Origin of the sequence: Nocardia rosealba (assembly GCF_020216065.1) — a bacterium.
Taxonomy (GTDB): Bacteria; Actinomycetota; Actinomycetes; order Mycobacteriales; family Mycobacteriaceae; genus Nocardia; species Nocardia rosealba.
In genome coordinates this window covers 48388-73492 of sequence record NZ_JAIWNA010000009.1, presented here as the reverse complement: position 1 = coordinate 73492, position 25105 = coordinate 48388, and the positions used below count along the sequence as shown (strand labels likewise).

At 61.2% G+C, this 25105-nt stretch carries 21 protein-coding genes; 14 read left to right on the top strand and 7 right to left on the bottom strand.

Annotated features, from left to right (window positions below; genetic code table 11):
- Position 1 precedes the first annotated feature (1 nt).
- Complete coding sequence (locus LDL21_RS30110; protein WP_225282172.1) at positions 2-229, bottom strand: hypothetical protein; 228 nt, start codon at positions 227-229, stop codon at positions 2-4.
- Between the two features lie 70 nt (positions 230-299).
- Between LDL21_RS30110 and LDL21_RS26255 the strand changes: the two genes are divergently transcribed.
- Genes LDL21_RS26255 through LDL21_RS26230 form a run of 6 tightly spaced genes read left to right on the top strand, consistent with a single transcriptional unit; the run spans position 300 to position 10419 of the window.
- On the top strand, positions 300-4550 hold the full coding sequence (locus LDL21_RS26255; protein WP_225282171.1) for an Eco57I restriction-modification methylase domain-containing protein: 4251 nt from the start codon (positions 300-302) through the stop codon (positions 4548-4550).
- The gene (locus LDL21_RS26250) at positions 4547-5641 is read left to right on the top strand and encodes an SHOCT domain-containing protein (RefSeq protein WP_225282170.1); all 1095 of its coding nucleotides are present in this window, start codon (positions 4547-4549) and stop codon (positions 5639-5641) included. The genes LDL21_RS26255 and LDL21_RS26250 overlap by 4 nt, the downstream gene beginning before the upstream one ends.
- A 12-nt stretch (positions 5642-5653) precedes the next feature.
- Positions 5654-7504 (top strand): DUF262 domain-containing protein, encoded by a 1851-nt coding sequence (locus tag LDL21_RS26245; protein WP_225282169.1) that lies wholly within the window; start codon positions 5654-5656, stop codon positions 7502-7504.
- A gap of 46 nt (positions 7505-7550) precedes the next feature.
- Positions 7551-8831 carry a DUF4236 domain-containing protein gene (locus LDL21_RS26240; protein WP_225282168.1) on the top strand — a complete coding sequence of 427 codons (1281 nt, stop codon included), beginning with the start codon at positions 7551-7553 and terminating at the stop codon, positions 8829-8831.
- Positions 8828-9958, top strand: a complete 1131-nt coding sequence (locus tag LDL21_RS30105; protein ID WP_225282167.1) for a helix-turn-helix domain-containing protein — start codon at positions 8828-8830, stop codon at positions 9956-9958. The genes LDL21_RS26240 and LDL21_RS30105 overlap by 4 nt, the downstream gene beginning before the upstream one ends.
- Positions 9955-10419 carry a DUF4411 family protein gene (locus tag LDL21_RS26230; RefSeq protein ID WP_225282166.1) on the top strand — a complete coding sequence of 155 codons (465 nt, stop codon included), beginning with the start codon at positions 9955-9957 and terminating at the stop codon, positions 10417-10419. Before LDL21_RS30105 ends, LDL21_RS26230 begins: the two co-directional genes overlap by 4 nt.
- Positions 10420-10570: 151 nt before the next feature.
- Here LDL21_RS26230 and LDL21_RS26225 read toward each other — a convergent pair whose 3' ends face one another.
- Positions 10571-10768, bottom strand: a complete 198-nt coding sequence (locus LDL21_RS26225; protein ID WP_225282165.1) for a hypothetical protein — start codon at positions 10766-10768, stop codon at positions 10571-10573.
- Positions 10769-11023: 255 nt separating this feature from the next.
- Between LDL21_RS26225 and LDL21_RS26220 the strand changes: the two genes are divergently transcribed.
- From LDL21_RS26220 to LDL21_RS26205, 4 genes are all read left to right on the top strand, one after another.
- Positions 11024-12265, top strand: coding sequence for a GTP pyrophosphokinase (locus tag LDL21_RS26220; RefSeq protein WP_225282164.1), 1242 nt, complete (start codon positions 11024-11026; stop codon positions 12263-12265).
- Between the two features lie 318 nt (positions 12266-12583).
- Positions 12584-12748 (top strand): hypothetical protein, encoded by a 165-nt coding sequence (locus LDL21_RS26215; protein WP_225282163.1) that lies wholly within the window; start codon positions 12584-12586, stop codon positions 12746-12748.
- Between the two features lie 24 nt (positions 12749-12772).
- Positions 12773-13219, top strand: a complete 447-nt coding sequence (locus tag LDL21_RS26210) for a DUF2326 domain-containing protein (protein WP_225282309.1) — start codon at positions 12773-12775, stop codon at positions 13217-13219.
- Between the two features lie 55 nt (positions 13220-13274).
- The gene (locus tag LDL21_RS26205; RefSeq protein WP_225282162.1) at positions 13275-14741 is read left to right on the top strand and encodes a hypothetical protein; all 1467 of its coding nucleotides are present in this window, start codon (positions 13275-13277) and stop codon (positions 14739-14741) included.
- Between the two features lie 14 nt (positions 14742-14755).
- Here the strand turns inward: LDL21_RS26205 and LDL21_RS26200 are convergent, their stop codons facing one another.
- The 4 genes from LDL21_RS26200 to argS all read right to left on the bottom strand — a co-directional run bounded on the left by LDL21_RS26200 (position 14756) and on the right by argS (position 20341).
- Positions 14756-15622 (bottom strand): hypothetical protein, encoded by an 867-nt coding sequence (locus LDL21_RS26200; RefSeq protein WP_225282161.1) that lies wholly within the window; start codon positions 15620-15622, stop codon positions 14756-14758.
- A gap of 97 nt (positions 15623-15719) precedes the next feature.
- Positions 15720-16595, bottom strand: a complete 876-nt coding sequence (locus tag LDL21_RS26195) for a hypothetical protein (RefSeq protein ID WP_225282160.1) — start codon at positions 16593-16595, stop codon at positions 15720-15722.
- Positions 16596-16945: 350 nt separating this feature from the next.
- Entirely contained in the window at positions 16946-18157 is a 1212-nt protein-coding gene (locus LDL21_RS26190) for a Shedu anti-phage system protein SduA domain-containing protein (RefSeq protein WP_225282159.1), read from the bottom strand.
- A gap of 528 nt (positions 18158-18685) precedes the next feature.
- A complete protein-coding gene (gene argS / locus LDL21_RS26185) occupies positions 18686-20341 on the bottom strand; it encodes an arginine--tRNA ligase (protein ID WP_308017172.1) in 1656 nt (551 codons plus the stop codon).
- Positions 20342-20531: 190 nt separating this feature from the next.
- On the opposite strand from argS, the gene LDL21_RS26180 reads away from it, so the two are divergent.
- Positions 20532-21938 carry a hypothetical protein gene (locus LDL21_RS26180; protein ID WP_225282157.1) on the top strand — a complete coding sequence of 469 codons (1407 nt, stop codon included), beginning with the start codon at positions 20532-20534 and terminating at the stop codon, positions 21936-21938.
- A gap of 123 nt (positions 21939-22061) precedes the next feature.
- On the opposite strand, the gene LDL21_RS26175 is transcribed toward LDL21_RS26180, so the two are convergent.
- Entirely contained in the window at positions 22062-22961 is a 900-nt protein-coding gene (locus tag LDL21_RS26175) for a YbaB/EbfC family nucleoid-associated protein (RefSeq protein ID WP_225282156.1), read from the bottom strand.
- Between the two features lie 181 nt (positions 22962-23142).
- Here LDL21_RS26175 and LDL21_RS26170 point away from each other — a divergent pair, with 181 nt between their 5' ends.
- Genes LDL21_RS26170 through LDL21_RS26160 form a run of 3 tightly spaced genes read left to right on the top strand, consistent with a single transcriptional unit; the run spans position 23143 to position 25084 of the window.
- Complete coding sequence (locus tag LDL21_RS26170) at positions 23143-23454, top strand: hypothetical protein (protein ID WP_157105110.1); 312 nt, start codon at positions 23143-23145, stop codon at positions 23452-23454.
- Positions 23451-24647 carry a hypothetical protein gene (locus tag LDL21_RS26165; protein ID WP_225282155.1) on the top strand — a complete coding sequence of 399 codons (1197 nt, stop codon included), beginning with the start codon at positions 23451-23453 and terminating at the stop codon, positions 24645-24647. Before LDL21_RS26170 ends, LDL21_RS26165 begins: the two co-directional genes overlap by 4 nt.
- Positions 24644-25084, top strand: a complete 441-nt coding sequence (locus LDL21_RS26160; RefSeq protein WP_157105111.1) for a hypothetical protein — start codon at positions 24644-24646, stop codon at positions 25082-25084. The genes LDL21_RS26165 and LDL21_RS26160 overlap by 4 nt, the downstream gene beginning before the upstream one ends.
- Positions 25085-25105 lie beyond the last annotated feature (21 nt).

Sequence of the window (25105 nt, the reverse complement as noted above, 5' to 3'; positions counted from 1 at the left end):
ACTACTTCACCACCGATTCGGTGAAGGAGTCGTTCCACGGCAAGGTGATGGAGCTGCGCAAGGGGTGGGACGCCGAGGCCAAAGAGGGCCGCAAAACTGTGCGCAGTTCCCTCCTGGCCAGCGCGGGCGAACTGCACACAGCATTGGGCGCGCTCGCCGAGAACCCCGATTCCGCCCCGAAGGCACACGCCCAGGTGCGCGCCGCTTTCGGTTTCGACGGCGAACTCACCCCCTTCGCCGCCGAACGCGCCGGTTCGGAACTGCTGATCCCCGACGCCCAACTCGCCGGCACGCCGAATGTGCTGTTCTTGCAGGCGAACCCCGTCGAGTCGATCGAAGACTTCCTCGGCACCGGCACCCTGATCGCCGAAGCCACTGAAGACGGCAAACCCCTCGAATCGGCCTCGAAAACGGTCTCGGCCGCCTTCCGCTCCGACACCCCACCAGCCTTCGTCGTCGTCCAGGCGGGCCGCTGGCTCCTGCTCGCCGAAGCCGAACGCTGGGCCGAAGGCCGCTACCTCGCCATGGACCTGCTGGTGGTCGTCGAACGCCGCCACGAGGCCCGCGGTGGCGAAATCGACCGCGCCGCAGCCATCTTCGGCCACCAGTCCCTGCGCCCCGACGCCGACGGCAACATCTGGTGGACCGGCGTCCTCGAAGACTCGGTGAAACACACCGTCGGCGTCTCCAAGGACCTGCGCGAAGGCATTCGCCTGTCCATCGAAATCATCGCCAACGAGGTCGTGCGCCGCCGCCGCGCTCGCGATCTCCCGATGGACAGCATCGACGGCAACGACCTCGCCAAACACTCCCTGCGCTTCCTGTACCGCATCCTGTTCCTGCTCTACGCCGAGGCGTCACCGGAAATGCAGGTGCTGCCCACCGGCGCCGCCGAGTACGAGGAGGGCTACGGCCTGGACCGACTCCGCGAACTCACCCTCACCGAACTGGTCTCCCACCACGCCCGCACCGGCACACATCTGTACGACTCGTTGAAGAAGCTCTTCGACCTCGTCGACCAGGGCCACAAGCCCGAGGTACGGGAGAACGTCACAGACGACCCAGCTCCCGGCCTCGAGTTCAACCCGCTGCGTGCAGACCTGTTCTCCCCCAGGGCAACTGCTCTGATCGATGAGGTCGGCCTCGGCAACGAAGCAACCCAGCAGGTCTTGGCGCACCTCCTTCTCACCAAGGAGAGCAAGACCCGCAAGGGCGGCGACCGCGGCTTCATCAGCTACGCCGAGCTCGGCATCAACCAGCTCGGCGCGGTCTACGAGGGCCTGATGTCCTACACCGGCTTCTTCGCCGAGGAAGACCTCTATGAGGTGGCCAAGGACGGCAATCCCGAAAAGGGCTCCTGGGTCGTCCCCGTCGACCGCGCCGACCACCTTTCCGAATCCGACTTCGTCCGCACCGAAGACCCCATTACCGGCGAACTCAAGCCCGTCCTCCATCCCAAGGGCACCTTCGTCTTCCGCCTCGCAGGCCGCGAACGCCAACAGTCCGCGTCGTACTACACCCCCGAAGTCCTGACGAAATTCGTCGTCTCCCAGGCCCTCGAGGAACTCCTCGACCAAGACGGCCACCGCACCACCCCCGAAGAAATCCTCTCCCTCACCATCTGCGAACCAGCCCTCGGGTCCGGTGCCTTCGCTATCGAAGCAGTCCGCCAACTCGCCGCCGAGTACTTGAAGCGCAAGCAAGAAGACCTGGGCGAACTGATCGACGCCGACCAGTACACGATCGAACTCCAAAAGGTGAAGGCCCACATCGCCATTCACCAGGTCTACGGCGTAGACCTCAACGCAACAGCCGTCGAACTAGCCGAAATCTCCCTCTGGCTAGACACAATGGTCGCAGGCCTACAAGCCCCCTGGTTCGGCCTCCACCTCCGCCGAGGCAACTCCCTGATCGGCGCCCGCCGAGCGGTCTACACTCCCACCGACCTCACGAAAAGAGCCTGGCTCAAAACCGTCCCCAAGGACGTCCCCCTCGGCACCGAAATCGGCACAGGCATCCACCATTTCCTCCTCCCCGCCGAAGGTTGGGGCGCGATAGTCGACACCGCCGAAGCCAAAACCTACGCCCCCGACCAGCGCGAAGAACTCCGCCTGTGGCGCAACGAAATCCGCAAGTCCCCCTCCAAAGACATCACCAAACGCCTAGCCTCCCTCGCCCAACGCGTAGAGACCCTATGGGAGTTGACCCTCCGCCGCCTGACCATCGCCGAATCCGAAATCCGCCGTGACCTGCACCTATGGCGCAGCGAACCCATCGACCATGTTCCTGCGGTCACCCGGGAACAGATCGAAGCGGTACTGAACGACGAGAACGGCTCCTACCAGCGGTTGCGTCGCGCGATGGACGCCTGGTGTGCCCTCTGGTCGTGGCCGGTCACCGGCGTCATCGCGGCACCGGACTGGGACCAGTGGGTCGGCGGCCTCGAAGCGGTCCTCGGCACCACCGCCAAGGCTGGCAAGTTCGAGAAATACGGCCAAACCAGCTTCGCTTCCGACTTGGACTGGTCCGAACTCGACATCGCCGAGGACAACGATCGTGTCTTCGCCCAAGCCAAGTCCGCCGAAGCCGCAGCCGCTGAATTCCCTTGGCTGAACATCGCTTCCGGGATCGCCCACACGCAAGGGTTCCACCATTGGGAGCTCGATTTCGCACCGCTGTTCGCGCGTGGCGGGGTCGACTTGCAGGTGGGTAATCCCCCCTGGGTACGACCCGACTGGGATGAAGCGGGCGTACTGGCTGAGTTCGACCCGTGGTGGCAGTTGGCCCACAAACCCCCGGAAGCCGAGAAGAATGCCAAAGCCGCACGTGCGCTTGCCATTCCCGAGGTTCGTTCGACATTGCTCGATGAACGAGCAGCACAAGCAGGCCAAAACCAGCACGTCGGATCAGGCATCGACCGCCCCGTCCTCTCCGGCCTCCAGCCCGACCTGTACCGCTGCTTCATGGAACGAACCTGGCGATCCTCCTCCGCCCGGGGCATCACATCCTTGATCCACCCGGAAAGCCACTTCACCGAAGCCAGGGCCCAAGGACTTCGACGAGCCTGCTACCGAAGGCTCAAGCGACACTGGCAATTCCGCAACGAACACAAGCTCTTCTCCGAGATCAACAACACCCGCCAGTACGGGGTCCACGTCTACGGCGCCGACTCCGACGTCAACTTCCTACAGGGCGCAGCGCTCTATCACCCCGACGTCCCCGCCCGCTCACTCCAGGCCCGCCGCTCCGGCAACAACAGCTCCACCATCGTCCCTGGCGTGAAAGACCCTGACGGCAAATGGGACGTCCGCCCCCACCCTGAACGCATCATCGACATCACCGAAGCTGACCTTGCAGGCTGGGCCACGCTTATCGACGAACCCGGCACCCCCGCCGCCGAAGCCCGCATGCTGTACCCGGTGAACCGCGCGAGCGCGGCCGTCCTCGATAAAATCGCCGCAGCACCACGCCTGGGTGACATCGAATTTCAGTGGACTCGAGGATGGGAAGAAGACCGCGACCGCAAACTCGGCTACTTTGAATCCCGCTCCGCCGTCCCCGCCACTCTGGACGAAACCATCCTCCAAGGCCCCCACCTCACCGTCGCGTGCCCGATCTACCAACAGGGCAACCCGACAATGCGAAGCAACGTCGACTACACCCCCATCGACCTCACCTCGATCTCCGACAACTTCATCCCACGAACCAACTACCAGATCGCCCGCCCCCTCCCCGAATACCAAGCCGCCTACCCGAAGTGGAACAACGAACCAAGCTCGTCCTACTTCCGCTTGGCCTGGCGCCGGATGGCCGACTCCGCCACCGTTCGCACCTTGCATTCGGCTATCGTCCCCCCAGGGCCGGCCTTCGTCGGAACAGTCTTGACTGCGCTGCTCCCGACATCGACAGATCTTGTCGTCGCCTCCGGGATCTGGTCATCCGTACCGGCCGACTTCCTCATCAAGGCCTGTGGCGCAACCGAACTGAAGCACGGGTTGATGCGGCGACTACCCCACGTGCGTGGCCACGTACTAGAAGACGCACTCATATTGCGTACCTTGAGACTCAATTGCCTTGTCGTTCAGTATGCCCCACTATGGTCCGAGCTCTACAACCCCGCATGGCAGCAAGATTCCTGGGTCCCCGGGCTCACACCAGACCATGACAGCAAGCCAGGCCTCGGTGCAATCACCCCCGACTGGGCCTGGCACACCCCCCTCCGCACCGACGCCGACCGCCGCCAAGCCCTAATCGAAATCGACGCCATCGTAGCCGTAATGCTCAACATCACCGCCGAAGAACTCCTAACCATCTACCGCACCCAATTCCCAGTCCTCCAAAAATACGAACGCGAAGCCCTCTACGACGCCACCGGCCGCCAACTCCCCACCAAACTAGCCTCCGAATACCGCAAAAAGGGGAAGCTTTCCTCCGCCGATCTCACTGTCGACGGCATCACCTACACCGAGCCTTTCACCCCGGTAGACCGGGAACAAGACATGCGCCAAGCTCACATCCACTTCACCCAATTGGCGGAGGGACTCGCATGACCCCCCAGCTTGCACCCAAGGTCAAAGAGAAAACCGCCGCCCAGTGGATGGAAGCTTTGGCGCCCTACCTATATCCAGGCGAGGTAGTCTGGGCGCTGGCACGACTCAATGGGCTCAAGCCGATCATGGACGGCTTAGCCATCACCAACGCCAGGGTGATCGGATTCGCCAAACACGAACTCCGCGCGGGTGGTGACCCAGCGTTCCAAGTCGACGCCGACACGATCGCCGCGTTCGGGATCGAGAAGAAGTTCACCGGCTCGGTGCTGACAGTGACGAAGCGGGACCGGCAGGTGGTGAAGTTCCCGCTCCTCGGAAACGAGGAGGACAACAAGTTCGTGGCGTACTTCGTCGACTGTCTACAGAAGGCCGGCTTTCCCCCCGCGATCCGCGAGGCCATCACCAACGCGGCCAGTGACAACCCGGGTAACGCCCCACGCGGCGGCTGGATGCACAGCCACCAACGACAGGTCAAAGAGTCTCGCCGCAACGAGATAATCGTCATCGGTGCGGCTCTCAAAGACGTGCACTGGCGCGCCATCGACGACCACAGCGGACCCGACGAGATCCCCTGGTTCATCCTCAGCTGCGACGCGGACGGCCTACTCGCCGCTTTCGAGGACCGACTGATCATCGCAAAGGTCGGATTCAACGCCAGCATGATGGCCGGTTCCCTCGGCGGAGGCCGAATCACAACCTTCCACTACCCCGAAATCACCAACATCGAATACAACAGCGGACTGCTGATGGGTGTTCTAGAGGTGCTCACCCCGAGCTATCAAGGCTCCCGGAACCACGACTACTGGAAATCCTCCCTCAAGAACCCCAACAACACAGACAACAACCCACGCGCGCTCTCGAACACTATTCCCGTACCAAGGCCGCTCTACGACCAAGCACTACCCCAACTCAACACCCTCCAATCGAAGATCTCCGCGTCGAAGAGGCCGCCAGTCTCCCAATCTTCCTCCCCAGCAGGTTCTTTCCTGGCCGAGGAGATTCAGCAACTCGCGAACCTCCATGCACAGGGACTACTAACCGACGCGGAGTTCACCGCAGCAAAACAAGCGGCGATCAGCAAACACCGATAGAGGGAGCATGACGTGATCGAGAATGACCGCAGCATCGACGGTGTCGCGAAGACTGTCGCCGAAGTACTGGAGAAGAAAAAGTACTCCATCGACTACTACCAGCGTGAATACAAGTGGGAGTCCAAACAACTCGCCGAGCTCGTCGCCGACCTCACCACGAGATTCTCCGACCTGTATGACGAAAGCCATGTCCGGAAGGACATAGCGACCTACCCTGGCTACTTCCTTGGCTCAATCATCATGTCGCAGAAGGGTAGCCAGCCTTTCATCGTCGACGGGCAGCAACGCCTCACCAGCCTGACACTGCTGCTGACCTTCCTCCGTCGGCTCCAACAGGGCCGTCCCGACCAGGTCGACATCGACAACCTGATCTTCTCGGAGAAGTTCGGCGAGAAGTCCTTCAACCTCGACGTCCCCGACCGTGCCGAATGCATGGAGGCCCTGTTCGATAACGGTGCCTACGAACCGCCGAGCGGTGCTGTTGAATCCGTCCACACCTTGGTCAGCAGATACGAAGAGCTGACCAGCATCTTCCCGGACGAATTGCGCGAGCGAGCACTTCCATTCTTCATCGACTGGCTCAAGGATCGCGTCCAACTCGTCCAGATCACCGCGTACACCGACGACGACGCCTACGCCATCTTTGAGACCATGAACGACCGCGGCCTGAAACTCACCCCGGCGGACATGCTCAAGGGTTATCTGCTGGCGAACATGCGTGACGGCGAGTCTCGCACCAAGGCCAACGATATCTGGCGGCAGCGTCTACGCGACCTCGACGGCCACGCCGAAGACGGTGGCTCGGACTTCCTCAAGACGTGGTTGCGCAGCCAGTACTCGACCAAGATCCGCGAACGGCGCAAAGGCGCGCGAGCCGAGGACTGGGACCGAATCGGTACCGAGTTCCACCGCTGGCTCCGCAACGACCACGAACGCGTCGGCCTCGCCACCGAACAGGACTACTACACCTTCATCGTCCGCGACTTCGATCTCTACAGTCTCCAATACCAGCGCATCCTCCGAGCATCATCTGACGTGTTCGATCCAGCGAGCGGTCTACGGTTCATCCGCTACAACGCCGACCATGGCTTCACGCTTCAGAATCAGCTGCTGCTCGCGCCCCTGGAGGTGGGTGACGACGCCGACACCATCGACCGCAAACTCGAGATCGTCGGCCGCTACATCGACATCATGCTGACCTGGCGCATCTGGAACTTCCGTTCGACCGCCTACTCGACCCTGCAATACGCAATGTTCAATGTCATGCGGGATATTCGCGGATTGAGCGTGCACGACCTCGCCGAGAGTCTATACAGGCAGCTCACCAACATCCGAGAAACCTTCGACACCAACGACGAGTTGCATGTCCATCAGCAGAACCGCGCGCATTTGCATCGGGTCCTGGCCAGGATCACCGATCACATCACGGTCGAGTCGGGCAGGGCGTCGAACTACCTCGAACTCATCACCGGCGGCGAAGTCCGCTACGAGATCGAGCACATCTGGGCCAACCGGCCCGAACGTCACACTGACGAGTTCCCCCACGAGGCCGACTTCAGCCGCCACCGCAACCGCGTCGGTGGACTATTGCTTCTCCCCAAACAGTTCAACGCCAGTTACAAGGACGCTCCCTATCAGAAGAAGCTGCCCCACTACTTCGGCCAGAACCTCTTGGCCGCCAGCCTGAACCCACTCTGCTACGAGAACAACCCTGGTTTTCGCGCCTTCCGGACGCGCAGCGGCCTGCCGTTCCAGCCACACGAGAAATTCCACGCGGCCGACCTCGTTGAACGTGGACGCCTATACCGCGACATCGCGAAAAAGGTCTGGAACCCGGAAGACATCCGCGCGGCTGCCCAGTGAACCCCCGAAGGACTTGCGGAGCTCAATTCGAGAACAGGAGAACGCGGTGGGGATCTATGTCCGGCAGTCGCTGAAGGCCGGTCCGTTTCGGTTCAATCTATCGAACTCGGGCATCGGCGTCAGCGCCGGAGTCCCCGGGTTTCGGATCGGCAGCGGGCCCCGAGGAAACTATGTGCACGCGGGCGCGCACGGGGTGTATTACCGAGCTTCGCTCGGTGGCGCGCGCACCCTGCCGCCGCGCCAGATCAATACCACGCGCCAGCCACCCGGGAACCCCATCCCGATGGCCGACCTCACAGGCGCAGACGCCATCCAGCTCCTACCCACCGGTCCGGGCGACCTGATCGAGCAGCTGAATTCCGCGGCCGCCACGGCGCGGACCGCGCCGTGGGCCGCCGCCGTATTCGGGATCCTCGTCCTGGTGACGTTTCCGCTCGGCTTGCTCATTCTCGTTATCGCGGTGCCGGTGGTCTGGTGGCTGTCACTCTTCGACCAGGCCAGGCAAAACGTCGTGGTCTTCTACGACGTGACCGACCAACCGGCCGTGTGGTTCGCGACGCTGACCGAGGCAACCTCGGAATTTGCCGCGTCACAGGGCAAATGGCGAGTCAATGCGCAGGGGGGGCTGGCCACGGTTCATCAGCGCAAGACCCACGGCAACGCATCGACGGTGCTCGGCCGCGCCCCTGTCACAGTCGGATTCGACAACCCACACGGTCTGGTCACGAATGTGGCTGTTCCCACCATCACATGTGGGAACGACAGGCTGTATTTTCTTCCCGACCGGCTTCTCGTCGGCACCGGGAAGCGGTACAGCGATGTCAGCTACACAAACCTCTGGGTGCAGACCTCCGTGCACCGATTCATCGAATCCGGCCCCGTGCCGCTCGACGGTATCCGGGTCGACACCACCTGGCAGTTCGCCAATGTGAAAGGCGGCCCAGATCGACGATTCAAGAACAACAGGATGCTGCCGGTCATGCAGTACGGCCGGGTTCGGTTCGCGACCCACAGCGGCCTGAATTGGGACCTACAGTTCTCGAGAACCTATTCGATCGACCGGGCGGCCACGGCTCTGCAGAACCCACCGCCCCTCCCTCAAATCTCCGGCACACCCCGTCGGGGACATCTGCTGCCCCTGGCTCGACGTCACAGCATCGGTGATGCGGCTACCATCGTGGACACCTCCCCGGTAGCCAACACAGCCGCTTATGAAATAAGAGAACTTGCAGCTCAGCCAGGTGATTGTCCCTTAGACCGCGACTCGGATATCGTCGAACTTCGCGGCGGTTCCGCATTTGATGACCAGAGAGGGGGCGTGGCGTGAGTACACCCGTTCGAGTACCGATCAACGGCCGAAACCTCACTGCCGCCCGCGAGAATGCCGGGCTCAGCTTGGAGCGGGCTGCGGCCCGGCTCCAAGTTTCAGCCGACAAGGTCAGCGGTTGGGAGAGCGAGCAGATACCACCGACTCTCACCCAGTTGCGTCACGTCGCTTCGATCCTCGGCACCACCATGGCGGCCCTGATGTCACCGCACCCGATCGCGGTCGACAGCGTGGTTCGCCAGATGCCCGACTTCCGGCGCGAGCACGATCACGCGATCAGCGAATCGGTCAACAAGGAGATTCGGCAGGTACGCAAACGACGTTCCCGGTTGCTCGATCTCGACCCGCAGTTGCCACAGCTGCCGACGGTCGAGCTTTCTGCGGCCACAGTCGAGGCCGTCGCCTCAACTGTCCGCGAACGCACGGGCGTGAGCATCGACCAGCAGCGACGATTTGCTGATGTCGGTGCGGCGCTCAGAGAATGGGTGCACGCTCTCGAGCGGATGGGTGTCTTGGTTTTCCAAGCCAGCAGAATCCCTACCAGCGAGTTCCTCGGGCTCTCGATCTTCGAACCCTCCGCGCCCATCATCCTGTTGAACGGCGCTGACTCTCCCGACCGCCGGATATTTACGTTGTTCCACGAACTCGGCCATCTCCTCCGTCGAACAAGTGGCTTATGTGACGTTTTCACGGCAGAAGGAAATGAGGCGCTGTGTAACAGCTTCGCCTCTGCCTTCTTACTACCCAGAGAAGCTATCGCAGCCGAGCTCGAAACCGACGACCCGATCGGAAGTCTCGACCGGCTGTCCAGGCGGTTCCGCGTGAGTCAGTCCGCAGTCGCTGTCCGCCTGAAGACACTCGGATACATCGATGGCAGCCAGCTGGCGGGTCAGTTGGCCATAGCCCGCGAGGTGGCCCAGCGGAAGCGCTCCGACGAGGACCCCTCCGGATTCGCACCACCACACATTCTGAAGCTGCGCAACCTCGGCGGAATGTATGTCTCCACCGTTCTCGACGCCATGAACGACGGCCGGATCTCCCTCGTTGATGCCACCTACTACTTGGAAACGAAGCTGCCCACAATCGATCGAATCGAGCAGGAACTGGCGCGGAGAGCGATCGGTTGACATACATCATCGACACCAATGTCATTGTGTTGCTGAACAGATACACGCCACGGTCGGTATTCCCCTCTGTATGGTCGGCGTGGGAAGCTCTGATCGCCGATGGCCGCGCCTTCATGCCCCGCGAGGTGCTCGAGGAACTCGACAAGCAGGTTGGTGACGGACTTGCTCTGTGGTGCAAGTCATTTAGCGGGTTCATCGAGGAAGCTCAACTGCCGGACGTGAGTGTCGTCCAGCAGATCGCCGCTCGCTACCCAGGATGGGTGCAGGGAGATCAGAACGGCGCTGACCCGTGGGTGATCGCGCACGCACACCGGCACAGTGGCGTCGTGGTCACCGACGAGAAAGCCAAGGGTCTGAACGTCGCCGAGAAGAATCTCAAGATCCCTAACGTGGCGAAAGACTTCGGGGTGGAGTGCATTCCGCCGATCGAGCTGGCCTTGCGTGAAGGCTGGCAGTTCTGAGCAAGTTGTTACGCCGAGAACCCACGCGGAGACTGAGTCCGCCCGGCATGTCCGCAGGGGATCCATCCATCCGTATCGCGGTCATCAACCAGTGGCTGTGACCCAGTTGAGCACGAGCCACAGGCCTGGTCTCAACACTTCGAGACAGAACTTAGATGTCGTCGCCTGCCGTCCCGATCGCGCCCGCATTAGCCCGATCAACGGCTTGCAGTCTGCCGATGGCCGCCAGAAAAGTGTCGCGCTGGTCGCGCGCAATGGCGATGCGCTGATCCAGGAGTGTAACTGCGTTGTCGGTGGGATCATCGGCACCGCCCACAGCCTTCCTGACGAATCTGTCTTTCAGAGCCACGGCTGAATCGAGCCCGCCCCAGCCACTCAGGTACCCGGGGTCCAGCGCGATCAATCCCTGCCGTGGCGGGCGGTGTCGGACCGGCCGATCCCTACCTGTTTCGATCTTTGGATTGACCACCTGAGCTGGATGTCGTTGGGCCATAGCCACTTCCGATTGAGCCACTTGCGCGCTTCAGCTGCCTGGAGAGACGTTGCTGGCGTAAGATGTCGAGCGTTTGATCCGCATGAAGATGATCATCGGTAATCGGTCGAGATGAGGGTTGCGAGCGTTGGAATAGTCGATGACTTCATCGAAAGATTCCGTCGAGAGAAGCTCTCGTTCGAGAGGGCCGCCGAGGTCGTCGGAGAGCAACTTCGAGATGAGCTCAATGAAGTTGGCGTGCGTTGCATAGTCAGCCACCGCGTAAAGCAGGAAGAAAGCCTCCGAAACAAGTGCATTCGACGAAACGCAGAGAATCCATACGCGTCAGTCGATGAGGTTTTCGCTGATATCGTAGACCTTGCAGGAGTTCGCGTTGCGCTATATTTTCCAGCCGAACGGGACCGAGCAGATAGAATAATAACACGCTGTTTTGAACTGCTTGAGAACCGCAAAGAGTTTCCGCAAGGCGTCCCCGATGCATCAAGGAACCGCTTTTTCGGTTACTCTGCAACTCATTACCGAGTCAAACTCCGTGAAGCTAACCTGCGCGACCACGATGCCACGCTCTCGCATACACGCGTTGAAATTCAAGTCGCATCCGTACTAATGCATGCATGGTCAGAAGTGGGACATGATCTGGCATATAAGCCGGTGCAAGGTAGCTTGTCCAGCGCGGAATTAGCTCTCCTTGATCAACTGAATGGACTGGTGCATGCCGGCGAAATTGCTCTCGAACAACTGCAGGAGGCAGGAATTCGGCGAACAAGTCATGCTGGGCGGGAATTCCGAACGCACTACGATCTCGCGAGTCATATCATCGGCTATATCGAAGATAAGCAAGGCGCGAACGTGGTATCACCAGAAATCGGCAGAGTAGATAAACTCCACGCTTTCCTACAAGAATTGGACCTCGCCACTCCTCAAGGCCTGTCACCCTATCTCGAAAATCTGAGTGTCGGCCTTGAAAAGAGAACGCTTTCAGATCAAATCATCGAAGCCGTGATAGACAACGATCCTCGCGCCGTGCGTCGGCTACTGGCCGTGCAAGATTCTCTCCAGGAGCAACCGAATAATGTCGGCGAAATGTATATTGAGTTCATCCAGCGATGGAATGAACTCGTACAGAAACTAAAGTCTCGAGTTTCCGAGTCACAATCATTGGCCACTTCGTCGGTCATAATAATAGCTAGAAGCAGTGGCGTTATCAGTGAAGACTCCTTTCATGCTATGCAATATTTACGGCTCCGGAGAGACGCGTACGTACACTCAAAATCTGACCCCGACATCTCCAAACTGAAATCCGATCTCGACCTAGTGAGGCCGCTATTGGCTACGTTTGATTCGGAGCCTTGAAACTCCCTGACAGGGCAGTCCGTAGACCTATCGGCCGGACACCCAGCTGTCGCGACGGGCGCCCGGCGGCTCGGTCACATACGTTGTGGTGCGGCGATTCCCAATTACCCCAAACCCAGTTCGAGTGTCCGAGCAGTCAACTCGCATAGCGCGCCTAGCTCGATCAGCGACCGTCGTCAGTCAGTGGAGGGTGCGACCCACCACTCCCAGGAAGTCGGGACATAATCGTCCGGCGGCCAGGTTTCCATCGATTCCGAACGGCAGATCGCTGATCGACGTCGCGCCCAGATCCTCCGTCTACTTCGCGACACTGTCGCGTTGGATACCTTTCTCAGCGCCCAACGTGATCTCGCGGCACTGGAAGCAGACGTCGCCGACATCGAACGCCGACTCGTCGCGGCCCAATCGATCAGCTCGATCAACGACACCATCAAGATCAAGACCGCTGAGCTGGTCGCCGCCGTACGTGCCGAAACCCACTAGCGCGCATACCAACTCGACGAATCGATTTCGCTATTCAACGAGCTCGGCGCCGAGATCTATTCCGACCGTGAGGCTTCGCTGCATATCGGCCCCTCCACGAAGGGAATTCTCAAGGTCGAGCCACGGATCTCTGGTGATGCGAGCACCGGCGTACGAAGCGTCGAAACCTTCATGCTGGATCTCGTTTGCACACTCGCCGCGATCAAGGCCGGACGCGGACCCCGAATCCTCGTCCACGACAGTCACCTATTCGATGCGATCGACTCGCGGCAGGTGGCGTCGTGCCTGAACATCGGCGCCCGACTCGCCGACGCACACGGATTCCAGTACATCGTGGCGCTCAACTCCGACTTCCCCGACAGCGTCGAAGCACAGAGCGACGGAGCTTTCGACGCCGGGCCTTACACCCTTGACCAACGACGCACCGACGAGACCGACACCGGCGGATTGTTCGGCTTCCGATTCGACTGACCTCGCTGCCTTCTTATTGTGCGATCCGCACGTTGTCGTGCGAGGCTATTCGTTGATGGTGACGCGTACCGATCCGATCAATCAAACCCAGTTCGACGTATTGCGTTGGGTGGATGCCGGCTGTCCGGACGGAGAGATGACCGGCAGCGCCTACAAGGTGAGTGCAAGAGCGCTCGAATGGCGCGGCCTGGTGGTACTGACCAAGCACGGCGGCGTGTGGCGCGCCGAAGTCACCGACGCGTGTAGGCACTATCTCGAGTACCGCAAATATCCGGACGACCATTGGGCATCTCGAAAACCCGCTCGAAAACGAGAGCCTGGTTCACAAGCGACGCGGTTGCCAACGAAATCTGCGGTTGCCCGAAATGTGACTCCCAGCAAGCTGGAGGTGGGACATGACCCGGCATCGGGTACACAGCGCCGCCCGCCACCCCACGCCACGGCTCGGATTGCGGAGGAGCGCCGCGCGGCAGCCCACAGCCTGATCGATGAACTGACTGCGAACAAGCAGTTCATCGTCCACGATCTGGACGAGTCCGCGCTCGCTGAATGGCGGAAAGTGGTGGACTTCGCCAAGCGCCACAAGATGATCCCGGTTGGTTGCCGAGTCGAAAAGACTCGATATGGCCGCAACGGCTTGCTGATCATGCTGGTAGAGGGCATACACCCGAACGCCAAGCCACCGGTCGGGGCAACGAACTCGAGCATCGTGCCGAACACCATCGAAGAATGGCATCCTCTACTGGCCGGGCTCAAAGATCCTGGTGCTGGCTGGGAAGTCTCGGCGCCATTGATCCCACGGGTTCGCAGATTTCTCCATGTGCTGCTGACCGAGTGCACAACCCGCGGTTACCAAGTGCGCTGGTCACGGGAAGAGAACGTTGGTGTCGTCATCACGGACGATGACCAGGAGTATCGCCTGGTTGTCACCGAAGTTACCGAGAAACGTGATGTCCTTCCGTCGCAGGAAGAGCTGGGGACCCGGAAAACCTATGCCTGGCAACGCGTCCAGGCCGAGGGCCGTATAGTGCCAACCGGACGGCTCGCGGTCGCTTTGTTCAGCTCGCGCTGGGATCGCCGCAATTGGTCGGACCGTAGGGCTTGGACCATCGAGGACAAGCTGCCGGCAATACTCGCCGAACTCATGTCGAGGGTGCATGCCAAGCGTGACCGAAAAGCAGAATCAGAGCGCCGACTGCGGCAGGAGCAACAGGCCTGGGATACTGCCGTGGACCGAGCCCGTGGCCGATTCCAGGAGAACTTGCGCGTTGCCGCTCTCGACTCCCAGCTCAGCGATTGGGAGAAGGCCGAGAAGATCCGGCTCTTTTGCGATGAGTGTGAGGCCGTACCTACAGCAGACGAGGACATTGTCCGCAGGGACGAATGGTTGGCATGGTGCCGTAGCTACGCCGACCGGATCGACCCCGTTCTGCGCGGGGCACGTGCACCGCAGCTCCGCGAGCCGACCTCGGAGGACTTGCGTCCTCATATGCCACCGGGGATGAATCGATACAGACCCTGACCTGCGTTCTGCGCCTACTGCTTCGGTCTGGATCCCAAGGTTCCTACCGGAACCCCGAGTTCCCGCTCGATGGAATCCGCTTCGCTACGGTCTCCTCGGCGCAACGCGGCGACCGCACGCTCTATGAGAGCACCGAGCCGAACCACCTCCTCCCGGAGCGCGAGGAGCTCATCGTGCCTGTCGGCGGTTTCTGCACCGCACCACTGCAACACGAGCTCCCGAGCGGGCCTGAGTTCCATCTCCATCTCGGCGTCGACCTTGGCGCAGGTCTCGGCGCTGATCCACTGCTTTCCGCTCTGATAGCCGAATCGGCTCTCGTTTCGTCTGGTGCGTTCCTCCTCGTCCATCTTCGCGAGAAGCACGTCAGCGTATTTTCCGGCCAAACGACGCACGATACCCTCCCCCGCGGTCCACGATACGACCAGCGTTCCGTCCGAATCGACGAAGGAAACTGGGTCTGCATCCAATGCATCCCGTTCGAGTTCGAGCCCTGCGGTAAGGGCATCCACGTCCGAAATACTCAGCACGCCCGCAGTTCCGTGGTAGTCGAGCGACGCGACCAACGGCACCGTGCGGAGGTTGTCGAAAACCATGTACCACGCATGTTCCTCCCAGACCTCGAGATCCGATGCGGCGTAAACGGCGGCCCACCGGTTCTCCCTGGCCAGCCACTCATCAACATCTGCCCAGCGAACTTTCAGCCGCGCGGGCGGAACCCATTCCTGGCGGCCCTCATACCCGTCGTCGAAGAACTTGATCTGTACTCGCGCGGGCTTCGCGGTACCGATCTTCAGAATCTCGACGCAGGTAACTTGGTCAACTTGCCGCTTGCGGTACGCCCACTTTTGCCCGACAGCCAAACCATCAAGGTTGCGAGGCATAGGCTTTCCTCCGGACATCAGGCGTATTGGCTATCGGACTCGAACCTCGACCTTAGTCTGCCTGACGGTTCGGACGGAACCGTTCCGCACAGTCCGTCTACTCGGGAAAGGTGAAAGTAGCATCCCCCAACGGTGCGTCCACGCTGCCCGGCATTTCGCCCTGCGGCTGTGGCTCGCAATCGAACACGTCCAAGATGTATGCGACCCCAGTGACACCGTCGTCACAGTTATGAATGCGGACGCGTTTTCCTTCGCCGACGGCATGAACAGCGTTGGGCCACACCAGCTGTCCGAGTTCGCGGATGCCGTCCTCGTCAACCTCGCCAACCAACGAAACGGGCCACTTGTCCCACCATGCGCACCCGTCGGCCTGGACGTCGACGTTCATCAGATTCGGGTCCGTGTGCAGTTCGTGAAGCAACTGAACACCAGCTGGCAGCGTCCATGTACGTTCGAACTCCCCAGCGGATTCCGGGATCTCGTTGAACAGCTCGATACGCCACACAGGCCAGCCGTCGCCATCGATGAAGGTCTCAGCGCGCACACCGAGTTCGTGAACGTCAGCAAAGATCAGCAAGTACGGCACCTGCGTGTCATCGTGATCTGCCCAGTACACGCCACAGCTTGCCAGCGGGTCCCGCGGGCCGAGGTTGGTGCTGAAGTCGCGTGTCGGATCAGTCAAATATCGTTCGATAGCAATGAAATTCGCATCGGTTGTCACGTGTTCGATTTCGCGGTGGTACCAGTACGGCGAACGGTCGCGCAACCATGCGTTCAACGCGCCGACAACCTGCCCAGCAGGATCGTCGATGTGCTCTGTCTCGCCGTTGCCGAGGGTGTAGGCCACGGGTTCGGTGGCGATGGTGGTGACCAACTCGAGCCGATCGGCATCCGCATTGTGGGTGTCAGCGGTATTCACAGCGTAGATGTGCGCCTTGTTCGGCGTGGTGTATGCGATAAATCGTGTGATCATTTCGGCACGTATCTCCTGCTTCGGCGCGGGTGCTCACACGACCGAACCGGCGTGCGTGCACGGTCGGCACGACAGCAAACCAGCTGGTCGCGTGCGCTGCGCATGGAATGATTCTGCGGTATGCGTCCGTCACGGCATGGTGTCCGATTCGGCCTAACCCGGGAACAACGGTAGCACACCCGCGTTCCGCGGACTGCTGACTCGGCGACCTGGGAATGGGTCGCTGACCGCGACGCGGTGATCGCCGCCGAAACCGGAACGATGTCAGGCAAAGGGCGCATAACGCTCGAGTACGGCAAACCGATTTTCACCGCAGGGCAGTTCATGGCTTGGGCGCAGGGATAGAACGCCTATGCCATCGTGCGAGTGTCGTATCCGAGTGCCCGCTCGGCGCTGTCGATCAGTTCCTTGTAGGTCATCACATCGACCCGACACATATGCGAATTGAAGGTCCTCAGCACATCAGCCACGGTCTCCTCGGAAACGTCCGGGTGAGCCGCCGGGTGGCCGATCACGACAACCGCGCTGGACCGCCGGGTCTCGATACCGAACTCGGTGCGTATCCGCTCCCGGTTCTCATCGAGTCCGACCAAGTAGTTGATCGCCTGCGCAGCCGCATCATGGACCTCGGCGGTCGGCACCCAAGCGCCACGATGTCGTTTGAGGATGTGAGCGCTCATGGCTCGCTTCAGCTCCACCACATGAAGGCTGCCGTCCCCCCGAAGCAATGGGATGTCCATCTCGTCGCCCGGCACCAGCCGACGGCGAACGGATGCAGCCAGGAAACTCCCACCGAACATCCAGGGCTGAGCTTGTATGAGACGTTGAAGGTCGGTCTCTGTTGCCGAGATGTCGTCGATGACTCTGCGAATCGCGGTAAGGCTCTGCGACTTTCGCTTCAGCTCGACGGCCTTGAACAGATGCAACCCGGCATCCTCATTCGCCAGAAGTGTCAGCGCCTCGGGCGTCATAACGATGCGGCGCGCGGCATCAGCGGCGTCCTCGACATCGATACGGTCGCGAAAGACCCGTTCCAGCCACAACGCGGTTTCGGCTGTCCCGCGGACGATTCGATAGCGACCGGGGTGACCTGTAGGCGCGTCGACGAATTTTCCGTCTTCCAGCGCTGATGTAAGAGCAGCGAAGAACTCTGCCGCTGTGTGCGCTTCGCCCTTCTCGAGCACTGCACGACCCATACTTTCTACGCCCTGTGCGACGGCCGCGAACATCCCAGCGACCCAGCCACGATTGATTTCCCTACGACCCGCGTCCTGGAACAATCGGAATCGCTCTTCGAGTACCGGTCTGAGAGTTCTTCCAGTGCAGTAGTCGTGAGCATCCTGGACCAGCTGAACGGTGTGCCACTCGGACTCCTCGCAGGCTCGAAGCCGCGCCACTTCCAGCGACCTGATCAATGCTTTGCCGCCACGCCGCTGACGCCCCTTTCCGCTGTTGAGGTGTCGAACGGTCGCGTCGATCGCGTCCTTCACCTCGACGGAGGCGGACTCGTGCGCGGCACGCTCCAGCACAAGTTCAAGCGGCCAGTCAGCTCTGATGTTCATGACTGGAACTATCGACCAAGGCACTGACAAACATCAGTTGCCGTTCAGTTCCGCTATTCACGCCGCACGTGGGGCACCTGGGTGCCGAGATTCCATCGAACCTGGTCAGTGTTTGCGACGTCGTCACTGTTGACGACGAAAGTACCTACGCAAGAGCATATTTCCGCGTCCCTCACGGTTCGGCGGTCCTGCCTGGTCCCAATCCGACCCTCTACCATCCCGACCAGGCGGACTTGGTTGGCAGAAGCCAGCTCGAGTCATCGGCAAATCGCTACGTCACTGCGGCCCCCGGGTCGACTCGGCCGCAACGTGGGCCGCGGTAAATTTCTGGCGACCTGCCATTGACGTTACTCGGCGAACCTTCTTGCCGTATCTCTCCGTTTGAACTCGATCACGTGCTCCGGGTCAGCGCAGCAGCCCGTCCGGCCGGACGCACCACTGCTGTGATGTGCGCCCGGCCGCTCGGTCACATACGTTGCGGTGCCGCGATCCCCAGTTGCCCCAGACCGAGTTCGAGCGTCCGAGCAGTCAACTGGCACACGCGATTCGGTTTGAGCGAGTCGGCTCCTCCGCGGCGACGACGGGGCACGCGTCGTAGAACGCGGTGTAGCTGCGTGCCAGTTCGTAGAGGTAGCCCGCCAGGCGGTGCGGCCCGAGGGAGCCAGCGACTTCTGCGATTACATCGGTGTATCCGTCGAGCATCAGAGAAAGTTCGCGCTCGGCCGGTTCCAGCGCGACGCCGGTGTCAATCTGAGGCAGGGTTGTCGAACCGACTTTGCGCAGAATCGAACGGACACGCGCGTGCGCGTACTGCAGGTAGACACCGGTGTTGCCGTTGAGCGAGGTCATCCGCACGGGGTCGAAGGTGTAGTCCTTGACTCGCGAAGTCGACAGATCCGCGTACTTCACCGCTCCGATGCCGGCTTGTTCGGCAATGGTGTCGAGTTCTGCCGACGGCAAATCCGGGTTCTTCTCCGCGACCACCGCGCGCACGCGGGCAACGGCCTCGTCCAACAGGTCCATCAGCCGAACTGTCCCACCCGCACGGGTTTTGAACGGCCGACCGTCCGGCCCGAGGATCGTGCCGTAGGCAACATGGTCGACCTGGATCGCCTCGGTAAGCCAACCGACCCGACGTGCGACCTCGAATATCAGCTGAAAGTGCAGTGCTTGGCGGGAGTCAGTGACGTACAGCGGACGATCCGCATGGAGCGTGGAAATCCGGTATCGGATGGTGGCTAGGTCTGTGCTGTCGTAACCGTAGCCACCGTCCCGTTTGCGGGCCATCAGGACGGCCGGCTTGCCGTCAGGGCCGTTGACCTGCTCGGACAAGACGATGACCGCGCCGTCACTATGGATCGCCACTCCTTTGTCGACCAATTCGGTCACCGTGTCGGCCAGCTGATCGTTGTAGAACGACTCGCCGACGTAGTCGTCAGGAGTGAGTAGGACCCCGAGTCGGTTGTAGATCGCGCCGAACGCCTTCTCCGATTCGGCCACGATCTCGCGCCACCGTGCAACGGTTGCTGGATCGCCCGCCTGAAGCGCAACCACCCTGGTCCGTGCCCGGTCCGCGAATTCCTCGTCGGCATCGAATTGCGCGCGTGCGGCCTTGTACAGGCTGTCCAGTGCCGACACCGAGCTAGTGTTGGGATCGAGTTCATCTTTGTGCCAGGGTGATTCGGGGTGCTCATCTATGTACTGGATGAGCATCCCGAACTGGGTTCCCCAGTCGCCGAGGTGGTTGGCGCGCACTACGTCGGCACCGAGGAACCCGAAGACCGGGGCCAGGCTGTTCCCGATGATGGTGGTGCGCAGGTGTCCCACGTGCATTTCCTTGGCCACGTTCGGCGCCGAGTAGTCGATGACCACCCGACGCCCTTCCTCTGTGGTCGGTACGCCGAGCCGATCGTCGGCCAGCCGCGCAGCAACCGATTCCCAGATCGCCGAGTCAGTCAGCGTGATGTTCAGAAATCCGGGACCTGAGACCTGCACGTCGGCAATCGCGTTATCGGCCCGCTCGACATCGGCAGCGATCACACTACCGAGCTGAGCTGGTGCCATACCGAGCCTTTTGGCCAGCGGTAACGCGGCGTTCGACTGAAAATCAGCGCGGTCGGAGCGTCGCACTACCGGGTCCGCATCCGTCACTTCAGGACGGACTCGGACGATCGCCTCCGACACAGCGGCAGCGACACGTCCGAGCAGCGGTACAACACCGGCAGAGCTCCCCTTGGTTCCTTTCGAATGAGGGACTGTGCGGCCATTGTCGCAGTGCCCGACGCCTTTCGACACCACGACCGCCAGTCGGTTCGGGTGCACGACGCAGCCCAGCCTCCCCCGCGGCAGCCGTCTCATGGAATACCCTGTCGGTGTGGTCTTTGTCGTAACACTCAGTGACAGAGCGCTTTTGGCCGAGCTGTCGCAGTTGCGGACGACGCAGCGGCTGACCAAGGCCTTCGCGAAAAACACGGCCGAACCCCGGCACTACTCGCGGCTGGCCATGATTCTCCGCGAAGACGACAGCGGCAACCGTCACCTGGCCTGGCTCGGGGTGGTCGCACAGCAAGGAGCATCAGGACGATTCGACAGAACGATCACCATCGACCCGTTACGCGAGGTCTTCGATGATATTCCTGTCAGTGGTCATGCCGGCATTCTGAAGGACGCGGCTCCAGCGCAGCAGCGAGAGTTTCAGTCTGCCTGCAGGATCGGTGGTGTAGGCGTGATCGGCAATGACACGTGGGCTGCCGTACGTGCAGAAATAACACGTCGAAGCGCAGGACTCGAGGTCCTCGTGGGCTGGTTGATGGCGGTCGCAAACCCTGTGATTCTGGACAGCCGCAATGAAGCTGATGCTCGGTGGCAGGAAGAACGTGATGCACTCGGTATGACGGCGCGCATTGCCGGCATCCAGCCGACCGAACTCGCGGGGTGGCAACGTCCTGCGTCGAACGATGAGCCCTATCTCGCCGGCCTGATTCCAGCCCCTGTCGAGCACAGCTTGATCGACCATGATTCCCGAGTGTTTTTCGGCAATGCCGTTTTTCATGACTGGACCCAATCATCTTCGACACGCTGCGACATCCACGTATTCGCCGATGCATCGGGCCGACGGGTAGAGATCGCCAATGTCAATGCGACCCCTGTAGAAGCCCGCCTCGGCACCGACCTCATCTACTATCACGAGCAAACCGCGAGCTTCGTTCTCGTGCAATACAAGCGTCTCGACCCCGACCGTTCTCTTTCGGTGGACGACCGTCTCATGGAGCAGTTGACGCGGCTCGAACAGGTGCGCACTCTCAGTCGGACCGCTCAGGAGCCCGACGACTGGCGCCTGAGCCACGACCCGTGCTTCGTGAAGCTGGCGCATTGGCCTATCGGGCCATCACCATGCCCCGCAGACGAACTCGTCCCAGGAATGTATCTCCCGGTCTCGTATGTTCGTTTGCTGCTATCGCATGAGTCGACCCTCAGCGGTCGCACCCACCAGGATGGTATAGCCGGCCGGTTGCTCGGCTACAAACAAGTTGATCGATACCTGAACAACACTCAATTTATAGAACTCGTCAAGAACGGTCTGACCGGCACAGTGGGAGTTACCGCAGAACAGTTGCGGGAGCTGGTGAGGAGTCGACTCGAAGCCGGAAACGGCGCCGTCGTCGCTGTCGAGCGGGGGAACGAGACAACGCGTGAGCGCCAGACCAGGATCAGACAGCGTTCGAGCAGTTCTGGCAGGCGTAACCGGTTGCACCACATGGAGAGTCCAATGAGCGACTGAATCACCCAGCTGGTCAGAAAACCTAATCGCCTCAGTCTCAGCGACTGATCGTCGACCAGAGCCCGGACGCCGATCTCCAGATCGCTAATAGCTGACGAAGACTGAGCCTACCGGCGACCGCCGTCAGTCAGTGGAGGGCAAAGCCCACCATTCCCAGGAAGTCTGGACATAGTCGTCCTGCGGCCAGGATGCCCAGGCGGCATCGGACTCGTCCGCCGGATCGCCCCACGCGGCGATTGAGTCCATGGGCTCCGAATCGGCAGTGTCACGATCGGCCTGGCCTAGGTCACTCATCTGCGCGGCAATGACCCGGTCGACTTCCGGTGAAGTCCGATCCGCGACGTCAGTGAATTCCGAATCGACGAGCGGGCTTCGGTCGGTGCCACTTACGTGCGGTTCGGAGTTCTTCACATGACGACTGGCCGTCGGAAAGAATGTGACCGGGTCGAACGGGGAAACCGAGCTCGTCCAGGTGCCAGTGCGACTTGGTAGCCGCGATTCCGGTGCGGTGCGAGATGCCGAGGGGGACGGTGGTCGTACCAACCCGGGCCCGCCTTTGCGATCGCGGTCAAAGCCTCTGTCCTGCGTCGGCCCGGGCAGGGAGACCCGCCGCGGTGACGCAGACCTGGTGTTCTCCTCTGCCCAATCGTTCGGTGGAACAGCCGGTGCGGAGGGCGCCGCGTGGCTGGAGCCTTCATTCGGCGATGGTGGCCGGGCCAGCTGATCGGCAACCTCTTGACGGTCTTCCCGCAAACGGGGGTCGCTACTCAGCGAAGCAACAGCGTCGCACACCGATGCCGACGCGTCGACAGTGGCTTGTCGATGTAGTTCGACGATCGTCTCGACCAACCGCCGCGGTTCGAGATCCTCTCCGCCAACGCCCAATTCGATACGGTGCAGCGTACCGTTCGCGCCGACTTCCACCCGCACTGTTCCGTCGGCACTGGTCGCCGTACCGCGGGCATCGGTGAGGGCGCGTTGGAGCCTTTCGATCTGCCCCGAGACCGGGTCGACATCCCCCATACAGCAACCTTCTCTAGCTACTCCACCGCTGAGCCTACCGCTTCCGCACCGACGCGTGGCGGGCTGAGATGATCACCACGAGTTGAGTGTTCGTGTTTGTCGGCCTGATCCGTCAACTGTTGCAACGGCGTTGAGCAGCCGATAGCGTAGCCGCTGACCGGGGAACGTGCGAAGGGGGATCGTGTCTGATTCAAAAGGTCTGGATCTCGATCCGGTACGAACACGGGAGCTCGCGACAACTCTTGCCAAGGCCGAGTCCGAGGTGACGGCGGTGTTCGCCGGGGAGACCGAGAATACTGCGCTGACGTTTCCCGGCACGAAGATCCCAGATGCGGCGACCACAGCGCTCGGCAAAATCGCACAGGCAGCGCAGTCGTTGGTCATTGAGTACGCGGCGTTGTCGACAGCTACCTCGAAAGCAGTCACGGAGTTCCAGAGCAAGGACACCCAGAACGCCGGCAACATTGCAGCAGCACAGTCGGCGCTGTCGTGACGACACTTGGCACCACCGAGCAGCAGGCAGTCGCCGAGGCCACCGGGTTGACGGTTGCGCAGGTGCTCGCGTGGGACACCGCAACTTTGACCACGCGGGCCGATGCCTGGTCCGCCCAGGCGACGAAGCTGCTCACCTTCGACGACAACCAAGATCGCGCTGTCGATGCGGGACGAGATTTCTGGACCGGAACCGCGGCAGAAGCAATGCGAACCAAGCACGATCAGATCCGCACATCAGCCAGGACCTTCATAGCGGCCCTACAGGACGGCGCGGCGGCGGCCCAGTCGGGTGCGAGCAGCTTGGAGTCGGCCAAATCTGCCGTCGTGAACGCGGTGAAAACCGCAGAGGCAAACGGCTATGAGGTCGCTGACGACGGCACAGTGACGATCTCGGCCAGTACACACCAGACGTTGCTGTCGCAGTTGCCGGACGCGGCGTCGTACTCGACCGCAGCCGGAGCACTCCAGATGGACGCGGATGCGTCGACAGTCACGGTGAAACAAGCACTGACACAGGCACACTCGGCTGCAGCAGCTGTCGCCGAGGCGATCACCACAGCGTTCACGAATCTTCCCGACGCGTCGCCGATCATTGCTACCGGCGCACCGCAGTCGATAAACCGGGACATCTGGGATACCACGTCCGATGAGCAAGGCCGCGCGATCCTGGCGCGATACCTGACCGGCGGCGGGGATTGGTACATCAACAGCGACCCCAAGTGGTCGGAATACATGATGAACAACCAACTGCTCCGCAACCAGCTCGAAGAACCGGTCACGACAGCAGCAGCGGCAGCAGTGCAAGGGTATTTGCAGAACGGCAACGCATCCCAGGCCGGCACACCACAACGACTCCAAATGGAGATCGAGAATGGTGAGCAGATCATCGGATACCAGTACCTCCATGGCACCAACGACGACGTCGGCGGCTTCACATTCGTTCCGAATTCCACCGTCCGCGACAGAGGCGACGGCACGTATGAAGTGACGATGTTCAACAGCTACACCTGGAACGACACGATCGATGCCAACAAGCAGTACGAGTCCGACCAGGACAAGAACAGAGTTGCAGAAGCGATCAGCCTCGGACAGGCGGATCCGTACGACATTCACATCAATTGGAATGCCAACACGACCCTGATCATGGACGCTTCAGGACGGGTAATCAGCCAGACCGGGTACCCGAAATGAGTAGATTTCGACTGGTCGCCTCCTTGCTGGCGCTCGCCACAGTGAGTGCGACAGCGTGTGCAGGCCCGGATCATTCGCGGGCCAATGGTGTTGAGACGACGACAGAGGCGCCTCTGCACAGCATTTTTGCGCAGCCAGGCAAACCCGCGGTGTCGCCGAGTGGGCGGTTCCAGGCTGAGGTGAACCCGAGCGAGCCACTTTCGATGTTCGTGTCCATCACCGACACTGGAACCGGTCAGATCGTCTTCCGTGACACCGACCAGTACAGCACCAGTCGGCATCACCGTTATGTCGTCGGCTGGATTTCGAGCGAGCCCGAGCAGCTATGGGTCTATTCAGGAGACGTGGGGACCTCCCGATTCGATCGTCAGGCCGATGGCAACTGGCTCAAGGTCCGTAGTCCACAGCATATTCCGGCTGAGATCGACAGCTGGTAGCACGTGATATCCAGGTGTAGG

Excerpts from the sequence above, each read along its gene's own strand:
- LDL21_RS26250 (WP_225282170.1), top strand. The coding sequence starts at position 4,547 with ATGACCCCCCAGCTTGCACCCAAGGTCAAAGAGAAAACCGCCGCCCAG.
- LDL21_RS26220 (WP_225282164.1), top strand. The coding sequence starts at position 11,024 with ATGAGGGTTGCGAGCGTTGGAATAGTCGATGACTTCATCGAAAGATTC.
- LDL21_RS26205 (WP_225282162.1), top strand. The coding sequence starts at position 13,275 with ATGGTGACGCGTACCGATCCGATCAATCAAACCCAGTTCGACGTATTG.
- LDL21_RS26200 (WP_225282161.1), bottom strand. The coding sequence starts at position 15,622 with ATGCCTCGCAACCTTGATGGTTTGGCTGTCGGGCAAAAGTGGGCGTAC.
- LDL21_RS26195 (WP_225282160.1), bottom strand. The coding sequence starts at position 16,595 with ATGATCACACGATTTATCGCATACACCACGCCGAACAAGGCGCACATC.
- LDL21_RS26190 (WP_225282159.1), bottom strand. The coding sequence starts at position 18,157 with ATGAACATCAGAGCTGACTGGCCGCTTGAACTTGTGCTGGAGCGTGCC.
- LDL21_RS26175 (WP_225282156.1), bottom strand. The coding sequence starts at position 22,961 with ATGGGGGATGTCGACCCGGTCTCGGGGCAGATCGAAAGGCTCCAACGC.
- LDL21_RS26160 (WP_157105111.1), top strand. The coding sequence starts at position 24,644 with ATGAGTAGATTTCGACTGGTCGCCTCCTTGCTGGCGCTCGCCACAGTG.